The sequence below is a fragment of the Curtobacterium sp. ME12 genome, assembly GCF_903970855.1.
Taxonomy (GTDB): Bacteria; Actinomycetota; Actinomycetes; order Actinomycetales; family Microbacteriaceae; genus Curtobacterium; species Curtobacterium poinsettiae_A.
Window position 1 is genome coordinate 54,772 of sequence record NZ_CAJCKD010000006.1, and the last position, 26,951, is coordinate 81,722.

Here is a 26,951-nt window from a genome sequence, read left to right on the forward strand (position 1 = left end):
CCGGACAGTATTCATTGAGTCGACGAGATCCACGCCGATGCGGTGTGGGCAAGCAGGGATGTCATGAGCTTCTGCGGCGGACGGAGCGCAGTCTCGGATCCTTCCACGACCCCGGAGTTCGCTCCTGGTCCCGCGGCGGTTACCTCGACGACGACACGCAGTCGCTGCAAAGCGTCGGGTACGCCGTAGCGGGCCAGCCAAACGGCTCACGCGATGATCATGCGAACATCGCAGAAGTAAACCGAACAGGGTGGGGCTGCCAAATGAAACAACCTCGGCGAAAAGCCGTCATCGTCCTCCGGTCGGCAGCAGCCGTACTGCTTGCCGTCGCCGTCCTCGCCGGCTGCAGCGAAGGGTTCGGCATGAACACGAAAGAAGCGAAGCAGTCCATCGTCACGTTCGTCGAGGGTTCGTCCGACGTGGTCGGTGACGGCTGGCAAGTCAGCGACGGTCCGGGGCTTGGGAAGTGCGGCCGGGGTCTCGGGCAAGGGGGCGTCCAGTACGTCTACGCCATGGTCCGCTCCGCGAGCGCTGACCCGAAGATCGACGTCGAGGCGGTGGAACAGCACTGGGAGGAGCTCGGGGTCACGACCGAGCGGTACCAGACCGGCGGCGAGGACCCGATCCTCGGCGTCCGGGGCAGGGGTGGCCCGGTGAGCTCCTCTGACTTCCGCGCGGATCCCCGCGGGTACACGATCGATGGCAGCTCACAGTGCATCGCGGGGGACTTCGAGAAGATGAGCCTCGACGGCCAGGAATGACGACCGCGACCTGATCGCCGGAACCGAGCCGCGCCTCCAGACCGGCCCGGGACGCGAGCCCCTGCCGGACGTGAGATGGAAGACGGCCCGCCCCGTTGCCGAGGCGAGCCGTCCGGGCGGATCGGGACGCTAGCGCGCAGCCGGCACCGCGACGCGAGCGAGCTCGGCCCGCACGATGTCCGCACCAGCGGACAGCGCGCTGAGCTTGTCCAGCGCCGCCCCCCGCGCCAGCGGAGCCATCCCGCAGTTCGAGCTCGGGATGAGCTTGTCCGCATCGACGAACTCGAGCGCCCGACGCAGCACCTCCGCGACCTCCTCCCGGGTCTCCACGGTCTCGGTCGCGACGTCGATCGCCCCGAGCATCACCTTCTTGCCCCGGATCAGCTCGACGAGCTCGAGCGGCACGTGCGAGTGGATGCACTCCAGCGAGACGATGTCGATCGACGACTGCTGCAGCAGCGGGAAGGACTGCTCGTACTGCCGCCACTCGGCCCCGAGCGTCTCCTTCCACTTGTTGTTCGCCTCGATGCCGTAGCCGTAACAGATGTGCACGGCGGTCTCGACGCGCAGGCCCTCGGTCGCGCGTTCGAGCGCGGCGACGCCCCAGTCCTGCACCTCGTCGTGGAAGACGGTGAAGGCGGGCTCGTCGAACTGGATGATGTCGACGCCCGCGTCCTGGAGCTCGCGGGCTTCTTCGTTCAGGATCGTGGCGAACTCCCACGCCAGCTTCTCGCGGCTCTTGTAGTGCTGGTCGGAGAGGGTGTCGATCATCGTCATCGGGCCGGGGAGCGCCCACTTGATCGGCCGGTCGGTCTGCGCGCGGAGGAACCTGGCGTCGTCGACGAACACCGGGGCGGGACGGCTCACGGCGCCGACCACCGTGGGGACAGCAGCGTCGTAGCGGTCGCGGATCCGGACGGTCTCCTTGCGCTCCTGGTCGATGCCGTCCAGGTGCTCGATGAACGTCGTGACGAAGTGCTGGCGGGTCTGCTCGCCATCGCTGACGATGTCGATCCCGCGGTGCTCCTGCTCGTGCACGGCGGAGCGCAGGGCATCCTGCTTGCCCTCGACCAGGGCGGCACCCTCGAGCAGCCAGGGGGACCAGAGTCGCTCGGGCTCGGCGAGCCAGGACGGCTTCGGCAGGCTGCCGACGATCGAAGTGGGGAGGAGAGAGCTCATGGGAGTGGCGGTCCAGACGGTCAGCGGGCGGGGACGGGTTCGGCAGCGAAACGGGAGAGGAGCGCGCCGTGCGGTGTCACGAGGTGCTCTTCGGTCCAGCGCCCCTGCGTGATCCCGAGGCGGCTCCGCTCCTCGCGGTCGTAGGTCACCGGGGTGGGCGTGAAGTCGGTGTGGTCGAGGGTGGGGCGGTAGGTGCTGCCGGCTGGGGTGTTCGCGGCGTAGATCTCCGGACGGTAGATCTTCTGGAACGTCTCCATGGTGGCGATCGTCCCGATCAGCTGGAGGTCCGTGTAGCCGCCGGTCAGGTCGCCGCGCGTGTAGAACGCGAGCGGGGCTGCCGCTCCGGCGGGCTGGAAGTACCGGACCCGCATGCCCATCCGGCCGAAGTAGTCGTCGGTGAGCGAGGAGTGCTCGTGCTCGTACTCGGCGCCGAGCACCGGGTGGACGTACCCGTTCTGCCGGTAGGTCTGGCTCGTCGAGACGCTGATGCAGACGACCGGCTCCGTGTCGAAGTCGGCGTGGAAGGCGTCGGACTCCAGGAAGCGCTGGAAGAGCGCCCCGTGCAGCGCCCCGAAGTCAGACGGCAAGCCCGGCGATGAGGGCAGCAGGACGGAGAAGTCGTAGTCGCGCAGGTATGACGAGAAGTTGTTGCCGAGGATCCCGCGGTGGCGCTCGCCGGTGTGCTGGTCGACGATCGTGACGTCGAGCATCTCGAGCAGCGGGAACTCCGCGTCCGCCCCGCCGTCGGAGAACTGCAGCGCCACCGAGACGATGTCGAGCTGCAGGCGGTAGCGGTCACCGGCACCGTCAGCAGAAGCCCCCGCGAGGTCGTTCGCGCGCCCGTCGATCATCGCCAGCGCTGCACGCAGGTTCTCCTGCCGACGCTCGCCGCGCGCCAGGTTCGCGAAGTTCGTGGTCAGCCGGGAGCTGTCCGCGGGGGAGTAGTCCTCGTCGAACCGGGTCCGGGTGATGCTGAAGGTGAAGTCGTTCGCCATGGTCGGCAATCTGTTCGTCGAGCGCCCGCGGGCGCTGGGGAAGGGGTGCCTCGATCATGGCGGGAACGGTGAGCCATCAGGTAATACCGAGACGCTATGCACCGGTATAGCCTCGGCCTATGGCCCGTGTCTCGAACGACATCACCCTGCAGCAGCTCCGGTACTTCATCGAGGTCGCGACGGAGGGCTCGATCAGCGCAGCGGCCGATCTGCTCTACGTGTCGCAGCCGACGATGTCCGCGGCGATGAAGGACCTCGAGACGCGGATCGGCCGCCCGCTCTTCACCCGCTCGGCCAGAGGGGTCGTGCTCACCGTCGACGGCGTCGAGTTCCTCGGCTACGCCCGACAGGTCGTCGAGCAGGTCTCGCTCCTCGAGCAGCGGTACGTCGGCGGCCAACGGTCGCGTCGTCTGCTCGGGGTGTCCGCCCAGCACTACTCGTTCGCGGTCGAGGCCTTCGTCCGGATGGTCGAGGCGGCGGCTGCGGACGAGTACGAGTTCTCGCTCCGAGAGACGCGCACCTGGGACATCATCGAGGACGTCCGCACCCTGCGCAGCGAGGTGGGCATCCTCTACCGCAACGACTTCAACACGCAGGTGCTCGGCAAGCTGCTGCGGGACGCCGGAGTCGTGTTCACCCCGCTGTTCGTCGCCCAGCCCCACATCTTCGTCGCCAAGCGGAACCCGCTCGCGGCACGGGAACGCGCGTCGCTCGAGGACCTCGCCGACCTGCCCCGCCTGACCTTCGACCAGGGCGCGAACAACTCCTTCTACCTGGCCGAGGAGATCCTGTCGACGATGTCGAGCAAGCGGGAGATCCGTGTGTCGGACCGGGCGACGATCTTCAACCTCATGATCGGCCTCGGCGGGTACACGATCTCGACCGGGCTCATCAGTGACGACCTCGACCCCGAGATCGTCGCCATCCCCCTCGACGTCGATGAGCGCATCGAGATCGGCTGGATCGCTCACGCCTCGGTTCCCCTCACCGTGCAGGCGCAGGCCTACCTGGACGAGTTGCGTGCGGTGGTCGCCGGCTACGGCGTCGAGCCGCTCGGGTAGGCGGGCGGCGGTTCCGGCGGATCCGGCGGATCCGGCGCTTGCAGCGATCGGCCTGGAGGCCCGCCCCGCGTCCGTCAGGAGGCTGCGGTCTCGAGCATCGCCGTCACGTGCGGCGCGCTCCACCGCAGGAGCGCGTCAGAGGGCGGAGCCTCCAGGTCTTCTCCCCAGATCGCGACGGCCGCGCCCGACATCGGAGCAGCGAGCAGTGAACCGGAGTCGCCGTCCCACGCCCGGAGTGACCAATTCTCGCGGAGGTCGGCGACGGTGTACTCGCTGTCGGCTGGGTCGAGGTCGGTCGGCACCTCGTAGAGGTAGTACGAGTTGTAGTTGAGCAGGTCGATGCCGGCTTTCTGCAGGTCGGCCGCACTGGCCCGCCGCGCTCGGCGTTCGCGGCGCTCCGCTGCGTCCTCGGTGTCGCCGTCGAAGCTCCAGTAGGTGACGTGGATGCGGGGGTCGAGTCGCCCGACCGTGACCCGATCGATCCCGTCGTTCCAGGCCCAGACCTCGCGGTCGCCGAGTGCGGCCGCCATCGCGTTCATCCAGGCGACGCGTTGGGCGGCGGTGACGTCGTCGCCCCATTCGTCGCCGCCGATGTGCACGGTGCGGCTGGAGGGGAAGGTCCGCTGCACCTCGGCGGAGAGCTTCTTCGCCAGCGCGAGACTCTCGGGCACCGACGTGTCGAGTTCGTTCTCACCCGAACGGATGCGGTCGACCCACTTCGTGCCGTGCTGCGCCTCGAGCAGGGCGAACGCGGCGGCCATGTGGCCGGGAGTGTCGATCTCCGGCACGACCGCGATGCCCCGCTTCGCCGCGTAGTCGGCGATCGTGCGCGCCTGCGCGGCGCTCAGGAACGGGCGATGGGTGACCCGGCTCGTGTAGACGCCGTGGTCGAGATCGGCGTTCGCGAGGGTCTGGCCGAGGACCGTGCTCTCGATCCCGACGTTCTGGTCGTCGGTGAGGTGCAGGTGCAGGAAGCGGCCGCCGTCGTCGGCGAGCAGGTCGATGTACCGCTTGACCAACGCCACGGGGTAGTAGGCGCGAGCGACGTCGAGCATCACGCCCGTCTCCGGACGCGCGCGCTTCGTGGGCTTGGTGGTGACGGTCGCAGCCGACGTGCGGCACTGCTTCGCCGAGTACGCACCGGCGCAGGCGAGGACGGAGTACTTGCCGGCTGCTGCGCGGGAAGGGGTCCCGCGGACTGCGGTGACCGAGGTGCTCGAACCAGCGGCGAGTGCCTTCACCGCGACCCGGCCGAGCGTGTACTTCTTGGTGCCGGCGGACAGGTACAGCCAAGCGGAGGAAGCCGGCTTCCGCACCGAGGCGGTGTTCTTGACCTTCAGGGTGGTGCGCACGGCGGTGCCGGTCGAGGTGGCGGTGGTGGACGCGGTGACCTTCGTGACCGTCACCGTCGAGGTATTCGACACGACGGCTGACCCTGCGATCGCATCGATGCCGACCAGGGCCGCCGCAGCCACCGCGATCGCCAGACTGACCGCGATGATCCGTCTGACGCCGTGCGGCGCAGGCGCTGCGGTCGATCGGGACGAGATCCTGCTCTGACGCTCCACGACGCTCTCCCTCGGCAATGCGCGTCCTTCACTCGTGCGACGGCATCACCTTTCTACCGCAGGTGGATCACGTGGCTCCGGTGCGTGTCTGGACCGCGCCGAAGGCGCACCGCCGCCCACTGACCTCGCGGTCAAGCGGAGCCGTGAGCCGACCCCTCAACGCACCTCCGCGCTCGACCACAGCTCACGCGCAAGACCCCGGACCCGGCGAAGAACGAATTCCATGCTGAGGACGGCCGCGACGAGCAGTGTGCCCGCCTGCACGACCAAGAACGCCACGAGCGCCACCGGGACGAACGCAGCGATGATCCAGGCGGCGGCGAACCCCAGGAGCATCACCGTCAGGACTCGCACGGCGGCGAACTCGCGCTGGCTGCGGACGGGGAGCAGCCCGCCCGCAGCGAACGCCAACGGGACGAGGGCCTGCATCGCGACCGACACGGTGAGCCACAGTTGGCTACCGGTCGCTGGAGACAGAGCGGCCACGAAACCGACGACGGCGACGGCGAGGAGGACGCGTGCCCCGTCGCGAGCGAGCGCGGCGCCCGCAGCGGCCACCACCCCGGCCGGCACGGAGATCACTGCGACCATCGTGACGAAGCCCACCGCGATGAGGTGTGCACTGACGAATCCGAGCAGGTTGTCGATCGCGAGCAAGGCGGCACCGATGGTCGCCATCATCAGGGCGACGGTGGTGGCTCTGCGCACCGAGAGCCCGAATCGTGGCGCGCTCATCGCTCGTCCCCGCTGCGCGGCCTTCGTCATGTTCTTCCCCTACGCCTCCTCGCCGAGATCACGGCGGACCCAGCCAGAGTTCTGCATATCAATACGAAGCACAACCTTGCAGGTGTGATCCGAACCTCGAGGAACGATCGCCATCAGACCCCGAGCGCGCGGCGCTTCAGCACACCTCCGGCGAGGCCGCTCCCGTAGCGTCATTCCATGGATCGAGACGTACTGACGATCGAAACGGCCACGATCGCTGATGTCCCCGCGGCTCAGGCGCTCATCGATGGTGCGCGGCAGTGGCTCCGCGCGCGAGGGATCGACCAGTGGCAGGACCCAGTTCCCGACGCCGTTCTCCTGCGCGACGCAGAGCAGGGGAATCTCTTCGTGGCGCGCCAGGACGAGGTGATCGTGGCGATGGTCACGGTGTCCGAATCGGATTCGGAGGCGTGGGGTGTGGACTACGGCCCCGCGCTGTACGTGCACCGGCTGGCTGTGGCTCAGACGCACCGGGGCAGCCGACTCGGGCAACGATTGCTCGCGTGGGTCGAGGCAAGAGCTGCCGACCGTGGGGCTGCCTGCGTTCGTCTTGACTGCGCGACGGACAACCCGGGTTTGCGGCGATTCTACGAACAGCACGGGTTCCGGCACGTTCGCGATGTGACGGTGACCTCCCTCGACGGCGGGCGCCAACTCGCTTCCAGCCTCTACGAACGCGAATTGGCCCGGTAGCCGATGTTGAGTCGGACGCGAGCCCGACGGGCTCACCGGCGGGTTGTTCCACCCAACCGGCGCGATCTCAACACGGCCGTGACGACCGCATGCATCAGTAGTCGGGATCCTGACGGTCCTGGTCCTGCCAGGGGAGCATCCGACCGGCGACGAGCGCGAGCACGCCCCCGAACAGGTACACGAGCGCGACGGCCCACCACGGGTTGCGTCGGACAGGCTGCGGCTTCACACCGCCAACCTACGGCGTCGCGGACGGCAGTTCGAGGCAATGCGCCATGACAGCTTGCTGGACCGGCAGCAGTGCCGCCTTGAAGGCGTGCCCGACGAAGGCAGCGTGTTCGAGCGCGTCGGCGCTGACCTCCCGACCGCGCACGAAGGGTGGACACGGGTCGAGGAGCACCCCTGTCGGGGCAAGGTCGAGCAGGGCCGCCGTGATCTGAAACGGTTCGAGGGCTCGGGCGTGCTGGCCGGGGCCGTCGGTGAGGACCACGTCCGCTGACCGGACGGCGGTCTCCAGCTCGTCCGTCCACACCGCACCCGGGGAAGCGAGCTCGGCGGGGCAGCATTGGACCAGATCGAGCTGCAGGACCCGAGCCGCTTCCTGCCACGCCCTGGCGATGTTGCCGTCAGGGCCCACGAGCAGGTATTGGAGCGACGCGATGTCGCCTCGCTTCCGCAGTGCGTACAGGTCCGACAGCACCTCGCAGGGGTGGTTCTCGTCGGTCATCGCGTTCACCACCGGCAGTGCCGCTGCTGCGGCCAGATCCTCGACGACGGCGAGGTCGGGATGGCGCACGACGAGGATGTCAGCCCACACCGCCAGGTACTGCGCGACGTCCGTCAATGCTTCCGGCTTGTCGAGCGTGGTGTCGGGGAACACGATCGGCTGCAGGCCCATCAGGGAGGCGCCCCGTTCGAACGTGACCCGGGTCCGCAGGCTGGTGGACGGGAAGAACATCACCGCGGAGCCCGCGGTCGCTGGTCCTCGGCCGTCGCGGTAGTCGTCGGCCAGGGTGAAGACGGCCTCGACGTCGGACCTGCTCCAGTCATCGAGCTTGGTGAGCGATCGCATCCCGCCACCCTAGGGACGCGCCGGCGCGCCCCGACGTGACCGGAAGACGGCCTGGAGGCGCGTGGCGGCGCCGCCACGCGCCTCCAGGCCGCCGTGTGGTGTGGCCGGAAACCGGCCCGGTCGGAGGATCGGCCTGCGCCCTTGGCGGCAAGCGCTGCGCTCGCTGCTCCGCTGTTGCGGTGCTTGCTCAGCGCGTGCGCGCAGCGAGATCGCTGTAGGCCGCCGCGTACCAGCCGACGGTGCCGTCTCCGGCGGTCGGGCCGATCGTGATCGCCGCGCTTGAGGTGACCACGTACAGGTCCTCGTCGTGTCCGCAGTGGACGGAGCGTGACGTGAGTCGCTTGCCCGCTTCCCCGCCGTTCGATGCGAACCGTCCTGCCCACACGGCCATCTGCACGGTTTCGTCACCCTGGCATGTGACCGAGACGCGGATTCGCGCACGGTCCCCGGCTCCGTCGTCGCCGAGGGAGAGCCGGCTGGACGAGTCGTTCGTGCCGGCGCCGCTGCCCAGCTCGCCGGGCTGTCCTGCCCATCGGTCCTGCACGCGCTGCATCCAGCGGGAGGACGCCTTGTCGTTCTCCTCCGGCGTCGGGTGATCAGAACAGGCCGTGAGTGACACGAGGGCCACGACGGCGACGCCGATGATCACCGTGCTGCGTCGAAGGGCATCCGGCCAGCGACCCGCGCAAGCGTGGCTCCGAACACGCAGACGAGCACCGGCGTCCACCGTGCGATGCGTCGAGCGCACTGCTTCTGCGAGTTCACACCATCAATCTACGACGTGACGCCCACGCCCTCCGCTGCTATGTTTGCGCGCACAACAAATCCCGGACGACGACGTCGGAGGACGCGCGATGACGCACGCACCAGAGCACCGCTTCGGCGAGACGACCCTGACGATCGTCGATGCCGAAGGCAATCCCATCCCCGATGCCGACATCACCGTCGAGCAGACCCGCCATGCCTTCGCCTTCGGCAACATCGGCTTCGACTTCATCGGACTGGCCAACGGCGAAGCGACCGGCGAAGCCAACGCCGAAGCGCAGGACGAAGCAGGCACCGAGCACCTCGCCGACCTCTACACCGACGTCTTCAACACCGCGACACTCCCGTTCTACTGGGGCCGCTTCGAGCCCGAGCGCGGAGCCCCGGACACCGCCAGACTCCTGACGACGGCGCAGTGGTTCCGTGAACGGGGCATCGCCCTCAAGGGTCACCCGCTCGTCTGGCACACCGTGCAGCCCGATTGGCTGCTCGGGCTCCCGCTGGACGAGGTCGAGCAGCTGCAGCGGGAGCGCATCCGCCGCGAGGTCTCCGCTTTCGCCGGCACGATCGACACCTGGGACGCCATCAACGAGGTCGTCATCATGCCGGTGTTCGACAACGGCGACAACGCGATCACCCCGCTCGCCCGCGCCAAGGGCCGCATCCCGATGATCCGGATGGCCTTCGAGGAAGCCCGCGCTGCAAATCCGCACGCCACCCTGCTGCTGAACGACTTCGACCTGTCGAGTGCGTACGAGTGCCTGATCGAGGGTGTGCTCGAGGCTGGCGTGCAGATCGACGCCATCGGGCTGCAGACCCACATGCACCAGGGCTACTGGGGCGAGGACACGATGCTCGCGATGGTCGACCGGTTCGCTCGATACGGCCTGCCGCTGCACCTGACCGAGACCTCGCTCGTGTCCGGGGACCTCATGCCCGCGCACATCGTCGACCTCAACGACCACCAGGTGGACTCGTGGCCGTCGACGCCCGAGGGGGAGCAGCGTCAGGCCGATGACCTCGAGCGGCACTACCGGAGCCTGGTGGGGCATCCCTCGGTCGAGGCGATCACCTACTGGGGCATCACCGACGCCGGCGCGTGGCTCGGCGCCCCGATCGGACTCGTCCGCGCCGACGGCACCCCGAAGCCGTCCTACGACGCACTCCGCCGCCTGGTCAAGGAGGAGTGGTGGCTCGGCCCGACGGTGCTGCGCACCGATGCCCGTGGTCGGGTGCCGGTCCGCGGGTTCCGTGGCGACTACCGCGTCGACGTGCGCGGCACGTCCGCTCCGTTCGCCGTCACCGACGTCCCCACGCAGGTGCGGATCGTCACGTGACCACCTGACGGACGGGAGGCCCGACGCGACCCCGCCCCGCGCCTCCCGGCCGTCACGGGTCGGTCACACCGACCCAATCACCGCCGCAGGTACCGGTGCTCCGGCCGCCCAGCAGCCCCGTACCGCAACTGCATCGCGACGGTTCCGTCCGCCGTGAGCTGCGCCAGGTACCGCTGCGCCGTGGCCCGCGACACCCCGATCGCCGCAGCCACCTCGGCGGCGGATCGTTCCTCGCCGGCGCCGAGTTGCTCGAGCACCAGCGCCGCCGTGGCCGCCCGGGACGGCGACGCCCCACCGCTGTCGCCGGCGTGCAGGATCCGGAAGGCCCGTTCAACGGCCTCCTGGTCGAGCGTCGACCGCTCGTCGAGCACGTTCCGCGACCGCGCGTACGCCTGCAGTCGTTCGGCCAGCACCCCGGCTGCGAACGGTTTGATCAGGTAGGCGAGTGCCCCGCTCCGCATCGCCCGGCGCACGGTGCCGGAGTCCGAGGCGGCGCTCAGCACGAAGGCGTCGGCGCCGGTGTCGATCGAGCGCAGCAGCTCGAGGCCGCTGCCGTCGGGCAGGTACACGTCGACGAGCACCAGGTCCACGGTCCCACTCGCCAGCGCGGAGCGGGCGGCCGCGAGGGTCCCGACTGGTTCGAGCGCACGGAACCCCGGTACCTCGTCGACCTGCCGCCGGTGCAGGTCGGCGACGTGGAAGTCGTCGTCGACCACCAGCACGGTGTGGACGGAACTCACGACACCACTCCTTCCAGTCGGGCGCAGAAGACCGCGCCGTGGTCGTCACCGCCGGGGGAGGCGAGCCACACATCACCACCGTGCCGCCGGGCGATCTCCCGCGACAACGGCAGCCCGATCCCGAGCCCGTGCACGCGTTCGACGTCGGGCGGCGATGCGAGCAGGTCCGTGTCCCGGGTGAACAGGGAGTCCGCGGCGTCGGCCGGCACGCCTGGCCCCGAGTCCATCACGGACAGGTGGAGGGTGGACCCGTCGTCGAGCACCTCGACCTCCACCCACGGGGAGCGGCCGCCGCGCGTGCGCTCGTCCCCGTCGAGGGCCGCCGACACCGCGTTGTCGACCAGGTTGCCGAGCACGGTCGTCACGTCACCCGGCTCGGTGATCGTCCCCTGCACGAGCGTCTCCGCCCCGATCCGCAGCAGCACGCCCCGCTCGGCGGCCTCGACGCCCTTCGCCCCGAGGAACGCCTGCAGGTACGGCTCGGTCAACCGGTCGGCGTGCTGCACCGGGTAGCGCAGCGGCCCGCGCTCCTGCACGTCCGCCAGGTACGCGCGCGCCCGGGCGGTCTCGCCGATGTCGAGTAGTCCAGAGATCGCGTGCAGTCGGTTCGCGAACTCGTGGCGCTGTGCACGGAGCGCCGTGCTCATCGCGCCGACGGCGTCGAGCCGCCGGGTCAGGGCCTCGACGTCGGTGCGGTCGCGCAGGACGGCGACCCGGCCCAGGTCGCGTCCGTCGCGGAACACCGTGCGGACGTCGACGAGCAGCACCCGGTGCCCGGCGACGATCGTGGCGCTCGCCGGAACCGCGGTGGTCACGTCGAGCATCGACCCGAGCGGCGAGGGCAGGTCGAGCGATGCCACCGGACGGCCGACCGGGTCCACCAGCCCGAGCAGTCGCACGGCCTCGGGGTTGCAGACGGTGACGACCCCCGACGGCCCGAGCGCGATGACGCCCTCACCGACCCCGCCGAGCACGGCCTGCTGGTTCTGTACGAGCGTCACGAGCTCCTCCGGCTGCAGCCCGAGCGTCAGCCGCACCAGTCGCCGCCGGATCAGCACCGAGGCGACCACGGCGAGCAGGACCGCCGCCAGCCCGGCACCGATCACCGGCATGCTGTCCTCGACCAGGGTGTCGTAGACGCGTGCCCGGTTGAACCCGACGCTCACCTCGCCGACGACGGCGGACTGCCGGGAGGCCCGGCTCGTCTCCGCCCCGCTGGCCGCGGGCGCGGAGACAGGCACCTTCGCCCGCGCCGACTCACCGAGCGTGCCGCGCGCCCAGGACACGGTCTCCCGGCCCGCGAGTGCGGCGTCGGGGGAGGTGCTCACCATCTCGCCGATCCGATCGACGTCGGGGTGGGCCAGTCGGATGCCGCGGTCGTCGGTGACCACGACGAAGAGTGCTCCGGTCCGGCGCTGGGCCGCGACGGCCGCACGCTGGACAGGTCCGTCGGCGAGGACCGCGGGGTCGAGGTCGGTGCCGTCGACGCTCAAGCGGGCGACCGCGGCCCGGACGTCGGACTGCGCGGCGACGCTCTGTGCGATCGCGAGTGCGGTCCCCTCGGCAGCACGCTCGAGCCGGGTGACCTCGATCCGGACGAACACGGCGCTGGTCAGGGCGACGACGGCGACGACCACGGCGAGCTGCAGCACGAGCACCTCGGTGGCGAAGCGGAGCCTGGGGCGCCGTGAACGGTCGTCGGTCACGACCCCAGCGTACGGAGGGCGAGCCGACGTGCCTGCGCACAATGCGCAGAAAGCGGTGAACGCGCGATGGTGCGCCAATGTGCAGAAGCGCGCCGCGCCTCCAGGCCGGGTCGTAGCGTGCCCGGACTGCCAGACACGGACGAAGGAGTCCTGATGCTCGTCATCCTCGGGTACGCGATGGTCCTGACCTTCATGGTCCTGATCATGACCAAGCGCATGTCGCCCATGCTCGCGCTGATCATCGTGCCGACCGTGTTCGGACTGTTCGCGGGGGCGGGCCTGGGACTCGGCGACATGGTGACCGAGGCGATCGGCACACTGGCGCCGACGGCTGCGCTCCTGATGTTCGCGATCATGTACTTCGGGCTGATGATCGACGTCGGCCTGTTCGACCCGCTCGTGCGGTTCATCCTGCGGGTGACCGGCAACGACCCGGCGAAGATCGTGCTCGGGACGGCCCTGCTGGCGGGGGCGGTCTCGCTCGACGGGGACGGCTCGACGACCTTCATCGTGGTCACTGCGGCGATGCTGCCCATCTACCTGAAGCTCGGTATGAGCCCGGTCGTGATGACGTGCGTGGCCGGGCTGACGAACGGCACGCTCAACATCGTGCCGTGGGGCGGTCCCACCGCCCGTGCCGCCGCAGCGCTGAAGATCGACCCGACGGACATCTTCGTGCCGCTCGTGCCGTCGCTCGTCGTGGGGCTGCTGCTGTGCTTCACGTTCGCGTGGACGATGGGGCTGCGGGAGCGCAAGCGGCTCGGCCTGATCGAGTTCACCGAGGCCTCGCGGGGTGCACGGGTACCGGAGCGCGCGAACGCCGGGGCGGGCTCACGGGTGCTCGCGGCGGTCGGCGGGACCGGCGGCGGCATGTTCACGAGCCCCACGGTCGCGCTCGGACTGCGAGGCGGGAAGGCCGACGGTCGGCGTGCGGACGGCGAGGGCGTGGACGGCGTCGGGTCGGGGGACGAGAGCACGGGCACCGGCACCATGGCCGAGACGATGCTCGACCCGAACCGTCCGACCCTGCGGCCGGGGCGGATCTGGTTCAACCTGGCGCTGACCGTCGCGGTGATGGTGGCGCTCGTGCTCGGCCTGTTGCCGCTGCACTTCGTGTTCATGATCGGCACGGCGATCGCCCTGCTCGTGAACTTCCCGCAGCTCAAGCAGCAGACCGCGCAGATCGTCGCGCACGCCCCGAGCATCGTCGGCGTCGTCTCGATGGTGTTCGCCGCCGGGGTGCTGATCGGGGTGCTCGACGGCACCGGGATGGTCGCGGCCATGGCTGACTGGCTCGTCGCGGTGATCCCGGACTCGATGGGCCCGTACCTGGCGGGCATCACCGGTGTGCTGAGCATGCCGCTGACGTTCTTCATGAGCAACGACGCGTTCTACTTCGGCATCCTGCCGGTGCTGTCCGAGAGCGCCGCGGCGTACGGGATCACACCGGCGGAGATGGCGCGGGCGTCGGTGGTCGGGCAGCCGGTGCACATGCAGAGCCCGCTCGTCCCCGCGATCCTGCTGCTGGTGTCGCTGGCGAACGTGAACCTCGGCGACCACCACCGGAAGGTGCTGTGGCGGGCCGCCGTGGTCGCGATGGCGATGCTCGTGGTGGCGATCGTGGTGCGGGTCATCCCGTTCGGATGAGTCGACCGCCGGTGCCGGCCCGGCGCGTGCCGGGCCGGCTCAGGCGGCGTCGAGCTCCCGCGTCAGGGCTGCGACGAAGTCGTCGATGTCCTGCTCCGAGGTGTCGTACGCGCACATCCACCGCACCTCGTTGCGGCTGGCGTCCCAGTCGTAGAACCGGAAGTGCTTCCGCAGTCGGTCGGCCACCCCGGCGGGCAGGGTCGCGAAGACGCCGTTCGCCTGGGTCTGCTGGCTGAAGCCGACGCCCCGGATGCTGCCGTCGGCGATGCCGGCCTCCAGCGCACCGCGCAGACGGGCGGCCATGGCGTTGGCGTGCCCGGCGGAGCGCAGGTACAGGTCGTCGCTGAGCAGGGCGATGAGCTGGGCGGAGACGAACCGCATCTTCGACGAGAGCTGCATGTTCATCTTGCGCAGGTAGTGCAACCCCTCGGACGCCGAGGGGTTCAGCACGACGATCGCCTCGCCGTAGAGCATGCCGTTCTTCGTGCCGCCGAAGCTCAGCACGTCGACACCGGCGTCGGTGGTGAAGTCGCGCAGGGGCACCCCGAGGGACGCCGCGGCGTTCGAGATGCGGGCGCCGTCCATGTGCAGCTTCATGCCGAGCGAGTGGACGTGGTCGGCGATCGTCCGGACCTCGTCCACCGTGTACGCGGTGCCGAGCTCGGTGGTCTGCGTGATCGACACGACGAGCGGCTGGGCGCGGTGCTCGTCGCCCCAGCCCCAGGCCTCGCGGTCGATGAGCTCGGGGGTGAGCTTGCCGTCGGGCGCCTCGACCGGCAGGAGCTTGATGCCGGCGACGCGCTCGGGCGCACCGGCTTCGTCGGTGTGGATGTGCGCGGTCGCGGTGCACACGACCGCTCCCCACCGCGGCAGCATCGACTGCAGCCCGACGACGTTCGCGCCCGTGCCGTTGAACACCGGGAACGCCTCGGCCTGCGGCCCGAAGTGCTCCCGGATCACCTCGTTGAGACGTGCCGTGTAGACGTCCTCGCCGTAGGCGATCTGGTGGCCGTCGTTGGCCGCGGCGATGGCGGACAGGATCTCGGGGTGGACGCCGGCGTAGTTGTCCGAGGCGAAGCCCCGCAGGTCCAGGTCGTGCAGTGTGAGGGTCACGCATTCATCCTAGGTTCGAGGGATCAGGCGCCGTGAGCGGGATGCGGGCACCGTTGACGTCGGCCGGTGCGGTGTCCCAGAGCCGGACGACCTCGGCGCCGAGCCGCTCCTCGAGGCCGGACAGCGCGCCGACGACGAACACGGCGGCCGCGGCGGTCTCCGGTGCCTCGTTCCGGAACCCCTGCGCGACGGCCCGGACCCAGGCGTCGGACGCGGCCTTCGCGGCTGCGTAGTTCGCGGCGCCGGCGGTGGGGGAGTCGACCGCGGTGGACGACACGAACGCGAGCCGGCCGGCGGGGGACGCCACCAGGTCGTCGTGGAAGACCCGGGTCGTGTTCCGCAGGGTCCGGAAGGCGCGGTCGAAGAAGTCCCAGTCCGCGTCGGACTGGCCGACGATGCTGCCACCGCCGCGCCACCCGCCGACCAGGTGGACCAGCCCGTCGACGCGGCCGGCGTCCGCGTGGACGTCGTCGGCCAACGCGGTGACCGCACCGAGGTCGGACAGGTCGCACGTGCGCGTCGTGACGCCCGGGACGGACGCGCGCAGGGCCTCCAGGGCGTCGGGTCTGGTGCCGACCGCGACGACGGACGCACCGGCGGCGGTGAGTGCGCGCGCGACGGCCGCGCCACTGGCACTGGTCGCACCGGCGATCAGCACCAGGCGACCGGCCACCGAGCCGTCGGTCACGCGGCGGCCTCGCCGACGAGCTCGGCGTCCGTCGTGCCGGTGATGCCGGCGGTGGACGCGATGACGGTCGCCATCTTCTTGTCGAGGGCCTCGTAGAACATCGACAGCGGGAACTCGTCGTCGAGCACCGCGTCGGTGTAGCCGCGCGGCGGTCCGGCGAGCGTCTCGTCGGGCAGCCCACGCGCCCACTTCGACGCCGGGTGCGGCGTGAGCGTGCGGGTCAGCATCTCGTACGCGGCGAGCCAGTGCGCCGACTTCGGCCGGTCGATCGAGCGCCGGTAGAGCTCGTTGATCTCGTCACTCAGGGCGATGATCACGTCCGGCACCTCGGGCCAGTCGATCGTCAGCTGCGTGTCGGTCCAGTGCAGGACGCCGTGCTGGTGCATCCAGGCGAACAGCAGCTGGCCGCCGAGTCCGTCGTAGTTGCGGACGCGGCTGCCGGTGATCGCGAAGCGGAAGATGCGGTCGAAGACGACCGCGTACTGCACCAGGCGCGCGTGGTCGCGGATGGCGCGCTGCGCGTCCTGGAGGCCCGTGTCGGGTCCGGCGGACAGCTCGCGTTCCAGACGCACGGACTCGCGGAACGCGGTCAGGTCGCACCGGAGCTCCTCGAGCGAGTAGAGGAAGAACGGCATCCGCTGCTTGATCATGAACGGGTCGAAGGGCAGGTCCCCGCGCATGTGCGAGCGGTCGTGGATGATGTCCCACATCACGAAGACCCGCTCGGTCAGCTGCTGGTCGTCGAGCATGGCAGCGGCCTCGGCCGGCAGCTCGAGCTTGGTGACGTCGGCGGCGGCACGGACGACCCGGCGGTAGCGGGCGGCCTCGCGGTCCTGGAAGATCGCGCCCCACGTGAAGGCCGGGATCGAGCGCATCGCGACGGTCTCGGGGAACAGCACCGCCGAGTTCGTGTCGTACCCCGGGGTGAAGTCCACGAACCGCAGCGCGACGAACAACGCATTGCCGTGGTCGCCGGCCTCGAGCTCGGCGATGAACTCCGGCCAGATGACCTCGACCAGGACCGCCTCGACGAACCGCGAGGTGCTGCCGTTCTGCGTGACCATCGGGAACACGACGAGGTGGCCGAGCCCGTCGACGCGGTGCTCCTGCGGCTGGAACGCGGTGAGGGAGTCGAGGAAGTCGGGGACCCCGAAGCCCTGCTCCTGCCAGCGGGCGAAGTCGAGCTGCAACACCTGCAGGAACGCGGCGTCGTGCGGGAAGTGCGGCGCCAGCTCGGCGACGGCCGGCACGATCACCGCGACGTGACCGGCGGCAGTGGCGTGGTCGGACGGTTCGGGGACGGAGCCGTCCCGCGTCTGCAGGGCCTGCAGGGCGACGACCGCGCGCTTGAGCCGGAGCCAGGCGGGGTGGGCGGCGATCTCGCGCACCGACAGGTGGTCCTCGACGACCTCGGGCTCTCCGACGATGGCGTCGTGCGAGACCTTCTGGGCGAACTGGGACATGTCGAACCTCCCGTCATCGGGGTCGGCCGCGGATCTGCGGACGAGTGGTGCGCGTTACCGGATCGTCTCGAGCCTAGGGAAGTTCGGGAGACGCAAAGTTGCCCATCTGCAGTGGAATCGTGCGTCGTCGTGGTGCCGGCGCGGGGATCCGACTGCTGCGCGCACGGAACCGTCGACCCGCTGGTCCTGGCAGGAGTGACAGGCGGCTCGGAGGGGTGGTCCGGGCTCGTCCACCTGGACGTTCGCCTGGCGGGGCGAGGGCGGGCGCGAGTGTGAGGAAAGGTTGGTTCCGGGAACGAACCACCTTCCGATCTGGGGTTCTGTGTCGCATCGGGCTTGTGCCCCGATCGCTGTACCCCGGACTGCTCCGTCCGCCCCCGAACGGAGGGCGTGGCGACCACACGAAGCTTGCGATACGCTCAGGAAACCTGTCTGTTCACTTCTGAGCCGTTTCCTGGACGCCGTCTGAGGGGCCTTCGTTGGTCCAGCGACTGCCAATGTGATGCCCGCCGGAACGGGAGCGCAGCATCCCCCGGCGCACCCGATCTGCTGCCCCGGATTCCCCGAAGGATGCCGTTGTCCACAGATTCGCCTCGCCTGCTCACGGTCGTGCGGGACCCGTCGGACGTCAGGTTCCGGAGCATCGCCCGTGCCGGCGGTGTCACCGTCCTCGCGATCATGCTGCTCGTCGGGCTGTTCCTGGCCGTCCGGGCCACCGAGGCGCTGCGCGTCGCCGGGTTCGGGTTCCTCACCACGCAGGCCTGGGACCCCGACGCGCACCGGTTCGGCATCGCCGCCGTGCTGGTCGGCACGGTCCTGATCGCCGCCGTCGCGATCGCGTTCGCCCTGCCGCTCTCGCTCGGCACCGCGCTGTACATCACCGAGTACGCACCCCTGCGGATCCGCAAGGCGTTCATCGGGCTGGTCGACCTGATGGCCGCGATCCCGAGCGTCGTCTACGGGCTCTGGGGCTTCTTCTTCCTGCAGTCGCAGATCACGCCGGTGTCGCGGTGGATCTCCCAGTGGTTCGGCTGGATCCCGCTCTTCTCGGTGTCGGGCGTCGACCTCGACGACCCGCTCGCGTCGCCGACCGCGTACACGGCCTCGACGTTCATCGCGGGCATCGTCGTCGGGCTGATGATCACACCGATCGTCACCTCGATCATGCGCGAGGTGTTCTCGCAGGCCCCGCTCGGTGAGCGCGAGGGGGCGCTCGCACTCGGGTCGACGCGGTGGGGGATGATCCGCTCGGTCGTGCTGCCGTTCGGCCGCGGCGGCATCATCGGCGGGACGATGCTCGGTCTGGGCCGGGCGCTGGGCGAGACCATCGCGGTCTACATGATCATCTCGCCGGTGTTCGTCATCCAGCCGCACATCCTGCAGGCCGGGGCGAGCTCGGTCTCCTCGCTGATCGCCCTGCGGTACGGCGACGCGACACCCTTCGGCATGTCGGCACTCATGGCAGCGGGTCTGACGCTGTTCCTGATGACGCTGTGCATCAACTTCGCTGCGTCCGCCGTGGTCGCCCGATCGCGTTCGGGAGCGAGCAGCTAGCCATGACCGACACCACCCAGGCGCCGTCGGGCGTCACGTCACCCCTGCCCACCGTCCCCCTGTCGACGCCCGTCCCGGCCAGCCCGGTGACGGTGTCGACGCCCTCGGGCTCCGGCTCCGGCACGGTCCTGCCGCGGCTCGAGCGGGAGTCCGAGCCGGCCCGTGGGCCCGAGGAGCGCCGGTTCAGCGGCACCCGGATCAGCGACGTGCTCTGCGTCGTCGGTGCCGGGGTCGCCTCGGTCTCGGTCACGTCGATCGTGTTCACCGAACTCGCCCCGGTCTCCGGCCCGATCGCCTTCGCGGCCGTCGCCTACGTGATGTTCCTGGTGTTCTACGCGCTCCTCGTCGCCACCAACGAGAGCGCGGCCGTGGTCCGTGACCGGGTCGTCTCCGCCGCGGTGCACTCGCTGGCGTTCGTCGTGGTGGCCACGCTGGTGTTCGTCGTCTCGTTCAGCGTGATCCGGGCCACGAAGGCGCTGCCGCACGGGAACTTCTACACGCAGGACATGGCGCTCACCGGGCCGCTCGACCCGATGACCTCCGGCGGGGTGCTGCACGCCATCGCGGGGTCGCTCATCCAGATCTCGATCGCGCTCGTGATCACGGTGCCGCTCGGCGTGACCACGGCGCTGTTCCTGACCGAGGTGCCCGGACCCTTCGCCCGGTTCGTCCGCACCATCGTCGAGGCGATGACCGCGCTGCCCTCGATCGTCGCGGGGCTCTTCATCTACGCGAGCGTCATCGTCGGACTCGGCTTCGACAAGTCCGGGTTCGCGGCGTCCCTGGCGATCAGCGTGATGATGCTGCCGATCATGATCCGGTCCGCCGACGTCGTGCTCCGCCTGGTGCCGTCGACGCTGAAGGAGGCGTCGATCGGGCTCGGTGCCGGTCAGTGGCAGACCGTGTGGCGGGTCGTGCTGCCGACGTCCCGCTCCGGCCTGGTGACCGCGATCATCCTCGCCACCGCGCGCGGCATCGGTGAGACGAGCCCGGTGCTGCTGACCGCCGGGTTCGCGCCCGACCTGAACCTCGACCCGACGAGCGGACCGATGATCTCGCTGCCCCTGGCGATCTTCGAGTTCGTCAAGTCGCCCGAACCGAACATGATCGCCCGTGGCTTCGGCGCGGCCGCGGTCCTGATGTTCCTCGTGCTGGTGCTCTTCGTGATCGCCCGCGTGATCGGGTCGCAGACCGTCGCCACACGCGAGCGCCGCAACGACCGCTTCCGGGCGTTCGGTCGCCTGGTCCTGCGCGGCGTCGCCGCCGCCGAACCGGTCTGGCGCCCCGTCGGCCGTTTCGTCCGCCGGCACGCCCGCCGCTACGTCCACCCGTTCCCCGCCGACGCCTCCCAGAAGGACCCCTCGTGAGACCCCGCAGAACACGCCTGATGGGCGCGGTCCTGGCCGCCGCCGCCGCACTGGCCCTGTCGATCCTCCCCGCCACCGCGGCCGACGCGGGCGAGTCCTACGTGCCCATCTCGGGCGCCGGCTCGTCGTGGAGCTCCGTCGCGATCCAGCAGTGGGCCGTGAACGTGCAGCAGTACGGGATGAAGGTCCGGTACGCCAGCACCGGGTCCTCCGACGGCCGCAACCAGTTCAAGGCGGGCACGGTCGACTTCGCCGTCTCCGAGATCCCGTACGGCATCAAGGACGGGGGAGTCACCGACGTCCCGCCGACGGTCGGCTACGCGTACATGCCGATCGTCGCCGGTGGCACGTCCTTCATGTACAACCTCAGCGCCGGTGGCAAGCAGATCACCAACCTGCGGCTGTCCGGCCCGGTGCTCGCGGGCATCTTCACCGGCGAGATCACGAGCTGGGACGACCCGAAGGTCAAGGCCGACAACCCCGGGCTCGACCTGCCGAAGCGTCGCGTCGTGCCGGTCGTCCGGTCCGATGGGTCCGGGTCGACCGCGCAGTTCACCACCTGGATGAGCAAGAAGTACCCGTCTGAGTGGAACGCGTACTGCAAGCAGGCGGGCCGTCCGCTGCCGTGCGGCATCACGTCGAACTACCCGACGGTCGCCGGCAAGGGCTTCATCGCCCAGCCGAACTCGCAGGGCGTGTCCGGCTACGTCGCTCAGAAGGCCAACGTCGGCACGATCACGTACGTCGAGTACTCCTACGCGTTGAAGACCGGCTACCCGGTGGCGAAGGTGCTGAACAAGGCCGGCTACTACGTCGAACCGACCGCCTCGAACGTCGCGGTGGGCCTGCTCGGCGCGAAGATCAACCAGGACAAGCGGTCGTCGTCGTACCTGACGCAGATCCTCGACGGCGTCTACGACAACCCCGACGCCCGCACCTACCCGCTGTCGTCGTACTCCTACATGGTGGTGCCGACGACCACCGACGCGAGCCTGACCCAGGCGAAGGGCAAGACCCTCGGGGCGTTCGACTACTACTTCCTGTGCGAGGGGCAGCAGCAGGCCGAGGTGCTCGGGTACTCGCCGCTGCCGATCAACCTGGTGCAGGCCGGACTCGACCAGGTCCGGCGCATCCCCGGCGTCGAAGCGAAGAAGATCGACATCCGGAAGTGCAACAACCCGACGTTCTCCGCCGACGGCAAGAACACCCTCGCCGTCAAGGCACCGCAGCCGCCCGCGTGCGACAAGCTCGGTGCGACCCAGTGCAACACGGGCACCGGCGGGGCGAAGGGCACCACGACGCCGACCCAGAGCGGTGGCGCGTCCGGCGGTGGCGCGGGCGGTTCCGGTGGCGGTACCGGGGCGGCCGGGGGCTCCGGCTCGGGCTCCGGCGGCGGCGGTTCGGGGACCGGTGCGAAGGGCGGCGGTTCCGGGGGCTCCGGTTCCGGCGGTTCGGGCGGGTCCGGTTCGGGGTCCGGCAGCGGCTCGACGGAGGAGCTCTCCGGCGGCACCGGCACCGGCAGCGGTGCGGTGCCGGCGCTGAACAACGGCTCGCCCGTGCAGTGCGACGCCGACAGCGGTGTGTGCCAGAACGTGGCCGCCCTGCCGGTCGAGGTCGACGCGGCCGACGGCTGGACGCCGACCCGCACCCTGATGCTCTGCGCCGTGGCCGCACTGCTGGGCGTGGTCCTGCTGCCCCCGCTGATCGGCGTGCTCGTGTCCCGACGGAGGACCCAGAAGTGAAGAACCAGCACCTCGTCCGACTCGGTTCCGCGGCCCTCGTCTTCGGCGCCGTCACCTCGACCATCGCCGGTTCGTTGCTCGTCGCCACGATCCCGGCGTCGGCCACCGCGCCGTCGGCCACGCCCTCGTCCGCGGTGACGAAGTCGTGGGTCGACGCGCAGGCCGCCCTCGGTGCCGGGGGATCGACCACCACGCCCGACCCCGACGCGGCGGACTTCTCGAAGATGTCCTTCACGGTCAGCCAGACCCGCGAGCTCACCGACCAGGGCGTCACGGTGAGCTGGACCGGTGCGAAGCCGACCTCGCCGAGTGAGTACGCCACCGACTACGTCCAGGTCATGCAGTGCTGGGGCGACGAGGCGGCCGGGCCGTCCCCCGAACAGTGCCAGTGGGGCGCTCCGTCGTCGACCATCGCGGCCCTGACCGGCGTCGGTGCCGCCAAGCGCGACCTGGTGAACGGGGACGACCCGCTGCAGGACCCGACCCTGACCGGACCGGACGCGAACCCCGACCTGCTGCTCGACCCGCCCGTCGAGAACCCCTTCCTCCGCGCCTACCGCGTGCCCTTCCGGTCGGTCGACGGGACCCTGTCGAAGAGCACCACGGAGCTGTCGAAGCAGTTCGACGCGACGACGACGAACGAGGTCACCGCCGCCCGCACCGCGAGCGACGGCACCGGTCAGGTCACCTTCGAGACCCAGTCGGGGCTCGAGGCGCCGCAGCTCGGCTGCGGGCAGGACCGTGTGGTGGCCGGCAAGGCAACACCGCGGGACTGCTGGCTCGTGATCGTGCCGCGCGGCAGCCACAACCTCGACGGTGGCACCGCGGGGTCGACCGCGGCAGGCCGTGTCACCGGCTCGCCGCTGTCGGCGTCCGCCTGGCGCAACCGCGTCGTGTTCCCCCTCGGGTTCCAGTCCGTGGCCCAGTCCTGCCCGATCGGCAACGCGGAACAGCGCCTGGTCGGCTCCGAGCCCGCCACCGAGGCGGTCACCGCCTGGCAGCCCGCACTGTGCGGACTCGGCACCACCTACGGCTACTCCCAGATCGGCGACGAGGAAGCGCAGCACCAGATCGTCTCGACGACCGGGGGGGCATCGCGGCTCGCCCTCGTGAACACGCCGCTCGACCCCGCGACCGCCCCCGACACGACCATCCGGTACGCCCCGGTGGCGCAGTCGGCGATCGTGATCGGCTTCTCGATCGACTACCGGCTGTACCCGGACGCCCCCGCCAAGGCGCGGAACGGGCTGCAGGCACAGGAGCTCACCCTCGACGCACGGCTCGTCGCGAAGCTGCTCACGCAGTCGTACCAGGCGGACGTGCCCGGCCGCGGCAAGGGCGACCCAACCGTGGCTGCGAACGCCTCGAGCATCGTGACGGACCCGGAGTTCCTCGCGCTCAACCCGACCTTCGTCGGCTCGAAGAGCGACACCGCCCCGGCCGGACTGATGGTCGCGCTCGGGGACACGAACGCCAACGCCCGGGTCTGGGCGTGGCTGCGGGCGGACCCCGTCGCGGCGGCGTTCCTCGACGGGCGCCCGGACGAGTGGGGGATGCGGATCAACCCCGCCTACCGCCCGCTGTCACTGGCGACCGACACGACGATCGACAGCTTCCCGAAGGCCGACCTAACCATCGCGAAGGGCGGCGACCCGGACGAGACCGGCTACGGCACCCTCGACATGCGCCCGTACATGAACGACATGCACGAGGGCGCCTACCGGACGCTCAAGGCGGACCCCAACCAGAAGGACTCCTGGAACCCATTCGGGCAGCCGAAGGGCTACACCTCGCTCGGCGCCCAGGTGCCGGGGAGCCGGTTCCTGCTCTCGATCACGGACACGGCCTCGGCCGCCCGGTACGCGCTGCCCACCGCGAAGCTCGTGAACGCCGCCGGCGAGGCCGTCGCCCCGACCACCGAGTCGATCACGAAGGGCATCGCGACGATGCGACCGTCGACCGTCCCCGGCGTCGTCGTGGCGGACCCCGCGAACCGCGACGCCGGGGCGTACCCGCTGGCCGTGCTCAGCTACGCGGCCGTGAACGTCTGCGCCTCGAGCCCCGCGGAGCGGTCGGACTACGCCACCTTCATCCGGTACGCGAGCGGCGCCGGTCAGGTCCCCGGGGAGAAGCAGGGCGAACTCCCCGCCGGCTACGTCCCGCTGCCGAGCAGCATGCGGGCGGCCGCCGGGCAGGTCGCCGCCGGGCTGACCGACGCCCGGACGGTCGCCGCCGCCTGCCCGAAGGCTCCGGCGACGTCGGCCCCGACCGAGCCGACGACGTCCGGCACCGACGGAGCGGTCCCGCCGCCCACCGACACGACGGAGACCGCGACCGATCCCGTCACCGACCCGGGGACGTCGACCGACACCCTGCCGGAGGCGACCGTCGACCCGGTGGCCGACGCCGCGCCTCCCGTGTCGACCAACGACGTCGACGAGGCGTCCGGACCCACCCAACGCACCCACGACCAGCCGCTCGCGGCGACCCGCCTGGGTCTCGCCGCGGCGCTCGGAGCCGGCCTGCCGGCGCTCGGCGTGGGGCCGTTCCTGATCCGCCGTGGCCGGAGGCTGGCGATGCTGGCCGCCGCCCACGTGTGACCGAGTTCCACCCACGACCGCTGCCACCTGGGCAGCGTCGAAACCACGAAAGGAAACACCAGCCATGAAGGTCAACACCTTCTGCAAGTCGGCAGTCACGTTCGGTGCAGCCGCGCTGATCGTCGGTGCCCTCTCCGTGCCGGCGGCCCAGGCCGACCCCGCGGGGAACGCGTTCGGCAAGCTCGTCGGTCTCGGCTCGGACACGACGCAGGACGTCATGAACGGCGTCGCCGCAGCGGTCGGGGGGAACCAGATCGCCTCGTACGACGCGACGAACGCCGGCCCGACCGTCGTGACCCGCTCCGGCGGAGCGGCCATCCCGCGCGTCTCCGGCTCCGGCGCCGGCCGTGACGAGCTGCTCGTCTCCATCGGTGCGGTCGCCAACAAGTCGGGCGTCGCCCTGGCCGACGGCACGAGCACGACGATCGACGAGTCCGTCGTCGGCCAGCTCGACTTCGCCCGTTCGTCCGGCGGGCCCGCCGCCAAGGACCAGTCGGCCGACGGCGTCCTGGCGTACGTGCCGTTCGCCCGCGACGCGGTCGACGTCGCCTACGCGCCGGGCAGCCCACTGGCGAAGGTGCCCTTCTTCATCGGTGACGGCTCGCAGGCCAAGACGGCCCCGACGCTCTGGAACGTCTACCGCGGTGACGTGTCCTACGCGTACTTCAACGTGGACGGCTCGTACAACTCCGTGGGTGGCAGCGCGACCGGTCCGGACGGCACCAAGGCCTCCAAGATCCAGCCGCTCCTGCCCAAGTTCGGGTCGGGCACCCGCAGCTACTTCCTCGGCCAGCTCGGTCTGACCGACGCCTCGGGCTTCACGAGCACGAACTCCTTCGTGTCCGACACCTCGGCAGGCAAGCCGATCGAGGAGCACGACGGCACCGCCGTCGTCGCGGCCGACACCGGTTCGACCCTCGCGATCGCCCCGTTCTCCGTCAGCCAGTGGGTGGCGCAGGCCAACGGCGTCGGCGGGGTCACCGACCGTCGCCACGGCGTGACGCTCGCCGACCTCGGCAAGACGGCCGGCAGCCAGACCCCGGCGACCACCGGCAGCGGCAAGGCCTACGCGACCAACCCGGCCTTCGCCGGCTTCGTCCGTGACGTCTACAACATCGTGCCGTCGCGTCTGGCGGACGACCCGTCCAGCGCGATCGCGAAGACGTTCGTCGGCAAGGACTCGCTCGTCTGCAAGCAGGGCGCGACCATCGCCGCCTACGGCTTCCTGCCGGAGCCGGCGACGAACGCCGCCACCACCTGCGGCTACGCCCAGCTGCGCGCCTTCCCCGCGTCGCTGAGCACCACCGTTCTGTCGATCCCGGCGAAGGCCGTCGCGGGCAAGCCCGTCAGCGCCACCGTCTCCGTCGACTCGTTCGGCACCGGCGGCGGCACGGTCCGGTTCCTGAACGGCTCCACCGTCGTCGGGACCGGCACGATCGCCAAGGGCGCGAAGAGCGTCACCGCCCCGGTGACCCTGCCCAGCGGCACGGCCTCGGTCAACGCGCTGTTCATCCCGTCGCTCGCCGGCGTCGCGTCGAGCACCTCGGCGGCGTCCACGGTCACCGTCTCGGCCGCGACCGGCGTCACCATGACGGTCCCGCGTCTGACGGTCGGCAAGACCGCCAAGGTCACCACGACGATCACGGGCGGGAACGCCACGGGCGGCACCGTCACGATCGGGAACGGCACGGAGACCGTCGGCACCGCCAAGGTCGCCGCCGGGGCCACCACCGCGTCGGTCTCGTTCGTCCCGAAGCGCACCTCGTACAGCCTCGTCGCCACCTACACTCCGGCCACGGCCGGCGGGACGGTCGCCACGAGTGCCGTGTCGACGGTGAAGGTCGCCAAGGGCGCGCCGACCGTGAAGGCCGGCAAGGTCAAGTCGGTCTCCGCCAAGTCCCACGCCAAGGTCACCGTCGCCGTGAGCGGCACCGGCGTGACCCCGACCGGCAAGGTCACCGTCAAGGAGGGCAGCAAGACGCTCGCTTCGGTGTCGCTGTCGGGGACCGGGCGCGGCACCGTCTCGCTCCCGCGTCTCAAGGCCGGCACGCACAAGCTGACCGTCGTCTACAGCGGTGACTCCCTCTGGAACACCGCGCGGACCTCGTCCTCGGTGAAGATCACGCGCTAGCCCC

23 protein-coding genes are annotated in these 26,951 nt (G+C 70.4%); 11 read left to right on the forward strand and 12 right to left on the reverse strand.

Annotation, left to right across the window (positions count from 1 at the left end; translation table 11 throughout):
* Positions 1 to 44 precede the first annotated feature (44 nt).
* Positions 45 to 761: a hypothetical protein gene (locus H7A73_RS05025; RefSeq protein ID WP_182064940.1), complete on the forward strand. Its 717-nt coding sequence runs from the start codon at positions 45 to 47 to the stop codon at positions 759 to 761.
* Between the two features lie 129 nt (positions 762 to 890).
* Here H7A73_RS05025 and H7A73_RS05030 read toward each other — a convergent pair whose 3' ends face one another.
* Both H7A73_RS05030 and H7A73_RS05035 read right to left on the reverse strand, forming a co-directional pair.
* Positions 891 to 1,940, reverse strand: a complete 1,050-nt coding sequence (locus H7A73_RS05030) for a methionine synthase (RefSeq protein WP_182064941.1) — start codon at positions 1,938 to 1,940, stop codon at positions 891 to 893.
* 20 nt (positions 1,941 to 1,960) lie between these two features.
* The gene (locus H7A73_RS05035) at positions 1,961 to 2,935 is read right to left on the reverse strand and encodes a putative oxygenase MesX (protein ID WP_182064942.1); all 975 of its coding nucleotides are present in this window, start codon (positions 2,933 to 2,935) and stop codon (positions 1,961 to 1,963) included.
* Between the two features lie 119 nt (positions 2,936 to 3,054).
* On the opposite strand from H7A73_RS05035, the gene H7A73_RS05040 reads away from it, so the two are divergent.
* The gene (locus H7A73_RS05040) at positions 3,055 to 3,996 is read left to right on the forward strand and encodes a LysR family transcriptional regulator (RefSeq protein ID WP_182064943.1); all 942 of its coding nucleotides are present in this window, start codon (positions 3,055 to 3,057) and stop codon (positions 3,994 to 3,996) included.
* Between the two features lie 74 nt (positions 3,997 to 4,070).
* On the opposite strand, the gene H7A73_RS05045 is transcribed toward H7A73_RS05040, so the two are convergent.
* Positions 4,071 to 5,402, reverse strand: coding sequence for a family 20 glycosylhydrolase (locus tag H7A73_RS05045; protein WP_182064944.1), 1,332 nt, complete (start codon positions 5,400 to 5,402; stop codon positions 4,071 to 4,073).
* On the opposite strand from H7A73_RS05045, the gene H7A73_RS05050 reads away from it, so the two are divergent.
* Entirely contained in the window at positions 5,392 to 5,556 is a 165-nt protein-coding gene (locus tag H7A73_RS05050) for a hypothetical protein (protein ID WP_182064945.1), read from the forward strand. The genes H7A73_RS05045 and H7A73_RS05050 overlap by 11 nt on opposite strands.
* Positions 5,557 to 5,720: 164 nt before the next feature.
* Here the strand turns inward: H7A73_RS05050 and H7A73_RS05055 are convergent, their stop codons facing one another.
* Positions 5,721 to 6,329 (reverse strand): hypothetical protein, encoded by a 609-nt coding sequence (locus H7A73_RS05055; RefSeq protein ID WP_182064946.1) that lies wholly within the window; start codon positions 6,327 to 6,329, stop codon positions 5,721 to 5,723.
* Positions 6,330 to 6,506: 177 nt separating this feature from the next.
* Here H7A73_RS05055 and H7A73_RS05060 point away from each other — a divergent pair, with 177 nt between their 5' ends.
* Complete coding sequence (locus tag H7A73_RS05060; RefSeq protein ID WP_182064947.1) at positions 6,507 to 7,022, forward strand: GNAT family N-acetyltransferase; 516 nt, start codon at positions 6,507 to 6,509, stop codon at positions 7,020 to 7,022.
* Positions 7,023 to 7,116: 94 nt separating this feature from the next.
* Here H7A73_RS05060 and H7A73_RS18030 read toward each other — a convergent pair whose 3' ends face one another.
* The 3 genes from H7A73_RS18030 to H7A73_RS05070 form a co-directional block, all read right to left on the reverse strand.
* A complete protein-coding gene (locus H7A73_RS18030; protein ID WP_259362715.1) occupies positions 7,117 to 7,251 on the reverse strand; it encodes a hypothetical protein in 135 nt (44 codons plus the stop codon).
* A 9-nt stretch (positions 7,252 to 7,260) separates the two neighbouring features.
* Positions 7,261 to 8,094 (reverse strand): ornithine carbamoyltransferase, encoded by an 834-nt coding sequence (locus H7A73_RS05065; RefSeq protein ID WP_182064948.1) that lies wholly within the window; start codon positions 8,092 to 8,094, stop codon positions 7,261 to 7,263.
* Between the two features lie 187 nt (positions 8,095 to 8,281).
* Entirely contained in the window at positions 8,282 to 8,743 is a 462-nt protein-coding gene (locus H7A73_RS05070; protein WP_182064949.1) for a hypothetical protein, read from the reverse strand.
* Positions 8,744 to 8,948: 205 nt separating this feature from the next.
* On the opposite strand from H7A73_RS05070, the gene H7A73_RS05075 reads away from it, so the two are divergent.
* Positions 8,949 to 10,196 carry an endo-1,4-beta-xylanase gene (locus H7A73_RS05075; protein WP_182064950.1) on the forward strand — a complete coding sequence of 416 codons (1,248 nt, stop codon included), beginning with the start codon at positions 8,949 to 8,951 and terminating at the stop codon, positions 10,194 to 10,196.
* A gap of 77 nt (positions 10,197 to 10,273) precedes the next feature.
* Here H7A73_RS05075 and H7A73_RS05080 read toward each other — a convergent pair whose 3' ends face one another.
* Both H7A73_RS05080 and H7A73_RS05085 read right to left on the reverse strand, forming a co-directional pair.
* On the reverse strand, positions 10,274 to 10,936 hold the full coding sequence (locus H7A73_RS05080) for a response regulator (protein ID WP_182064951.1): 663 nt from the start codon (positions 10,934 to 10,936) through the stop codon (positions 10,274 to 10,276).
* Positions 10,933 to 12,642, reverse strand: a complete 1,710-nt coding sequence (locus H7A73_RS05085) for a sensor histidine kinase (protein ID WP_182064952.1) — start codon at positions 12,640 to 12,642, stop codon at positions 10,933 to 10,935. Before H7A73_RS05085 ends, H7A73_RS05080 begins: the two co-directional genes overlap by 4 nt.
* Positions 12,643 to 12,795: 153 nt before the next feature.
* On the opposite strand from H7A73_RS05085, the gene H7A73_RS05090 reads away from it, so the two are divergent.
* On the forward strand, positions 12,796 to 14,289 hold the full coding sequence (locus H7A73_RS05090) for a CitMHS family transporter (RefSeq protein ID WP_182064953.1): 1,494 nt from the start codon (positions 12,796 to 12,798) through the stop codon (positions 14,287 to 14,289).
* Between the two features lie 39 nt (positions 14,290 to 14,328).
* Here the strand turns inward: H7A73_RS05090 and H7A73_RS05095 are convergent, their stop codons facing one another.
* Genes H7A73_RS05095 through H7A73_RS05105 form a run of 3 tightly spaced genes read right to left on the reverse strand, consistent with a single transcriptional unit; the run spans position 14,329 to position 17,553 of the window.
* Positions 14,329 to 15,402, reverse strand: a complete 1,074-nt coding sequence (locus H7A73_RS05095) for a threonine aldolase family protein (RefSeq protein ID WP_182064954.1) — start codon at positions 15,400 to 15,402, stop codon at positions 14,329 to 14,331.
* Positions 15,403 to 15,406: 4 nt separating this feature from the next.
* Positions 15,407 to 16,090: an SDR family NAD(P)-dependent oxidoreductase gene (locus H7A73_RS05100; protein WP_259362716.1), complete on the reverse strand. Its 684-nt coding sequence runs from the start codon at positions 16,088 to 16,090 to the stop codon at positions 15,407 to 15,409.
* On the reverse strand, positions 16,087 to 17,553 hold the full coding sequence (locus tag H7A73_RS05105; protein WP_182064955.1) for a DUF6421 family protein: 1,467 nt from the start codon (positions 17,551 to 17,553) through the stop codon (positions 16,087 to 16,089). The genes H7A73_RS05100 and H7A73_RS05105 overlap by 4 nt, the downstream gene beginning before the upstream one ends.
* Positions 17,554 to 18,123: 570 nt before the next feature.
* Between H7A73_RS05105 and pstC the strand changes: the two genes are divergently transcribed.
* The 5 genes from pstC to H7A73_RS05130 all read left to right on the forward strand — a co-directional run bounded on the left by pstC (position 18,124) and on the right by H7A73_RS05130 (position 26,947).
* Positions 18,124 to 19,107 carry a phosphate ABC transporter permease subunit PstC gene (pstC, locus tag H7A73_RS05110; protein WP_182064956.1) on the forward strand — a complete coding sequence of 328 codons (984 nt, stop codon included), beginning with the start codon at positions 18,124 to 18,126 and terminating at the stop codon, positions 19,105 to 19,107.
* Positions 19,108 to 19,109: 2 nt separating this feature from the next.
* On the forward strand, positions 19,110 to 20,474 hold the full coding sequence (pstA, locus tag H7A73_RS05115) for a phosphate ABC transporter permease PstA (protein ID WP_182064957.1): 1,365 nt from the start codon (positions 19,110 to 19,112) through the stop codon (positions 20,472 to 20,474).
* The gene (gene pstS / locus H7A73_RS05120; RefSeq protein WP_259362717.1) at positions 20,471 to 22,216 is read left to right on the forward strand and encodes a phosphate ABC transporter substrate-binding protein PstS; all 1,746 of its coding nucleotides are present in this window, start codon (positions 20,471 to 20,473) and stop codon (positions 22,214 to 22,216) included. Before pstA ends, pstS begins: the two co-directional genes overlap by 4 nt.
* Positions 22,213 to 24,816: a hypothetical protein gene (locus H7A73_RS05125; protein WP_182064958.1), complete on the forward strand. Its 2,604-nt coding sequence runs from the start codon at positions 22,213 to 22,215 to the stop codon at positions 24,814 to 24,816. The genes pstS and H7A73_RS05125 overlap by 4 nt, the downstream gene beginning before the upstream one ends.
* 64 nt (positions 24,817 to 24,880) lie before the next feature.
* Positions 24,881 to 26,947, forward strand: coding sequence for an Ig-like domain repeat protein (locus H7A73_RS05130; RefSeq protein WP_182064959.1), 2,067 nt, complete (start codon positions 24,881 to 24,883; stop codon positions 26,945 to 26,947).
* The last annotated feature ends 4 nt before the right edge of the window (positions 26,948 to 26,951 follow it).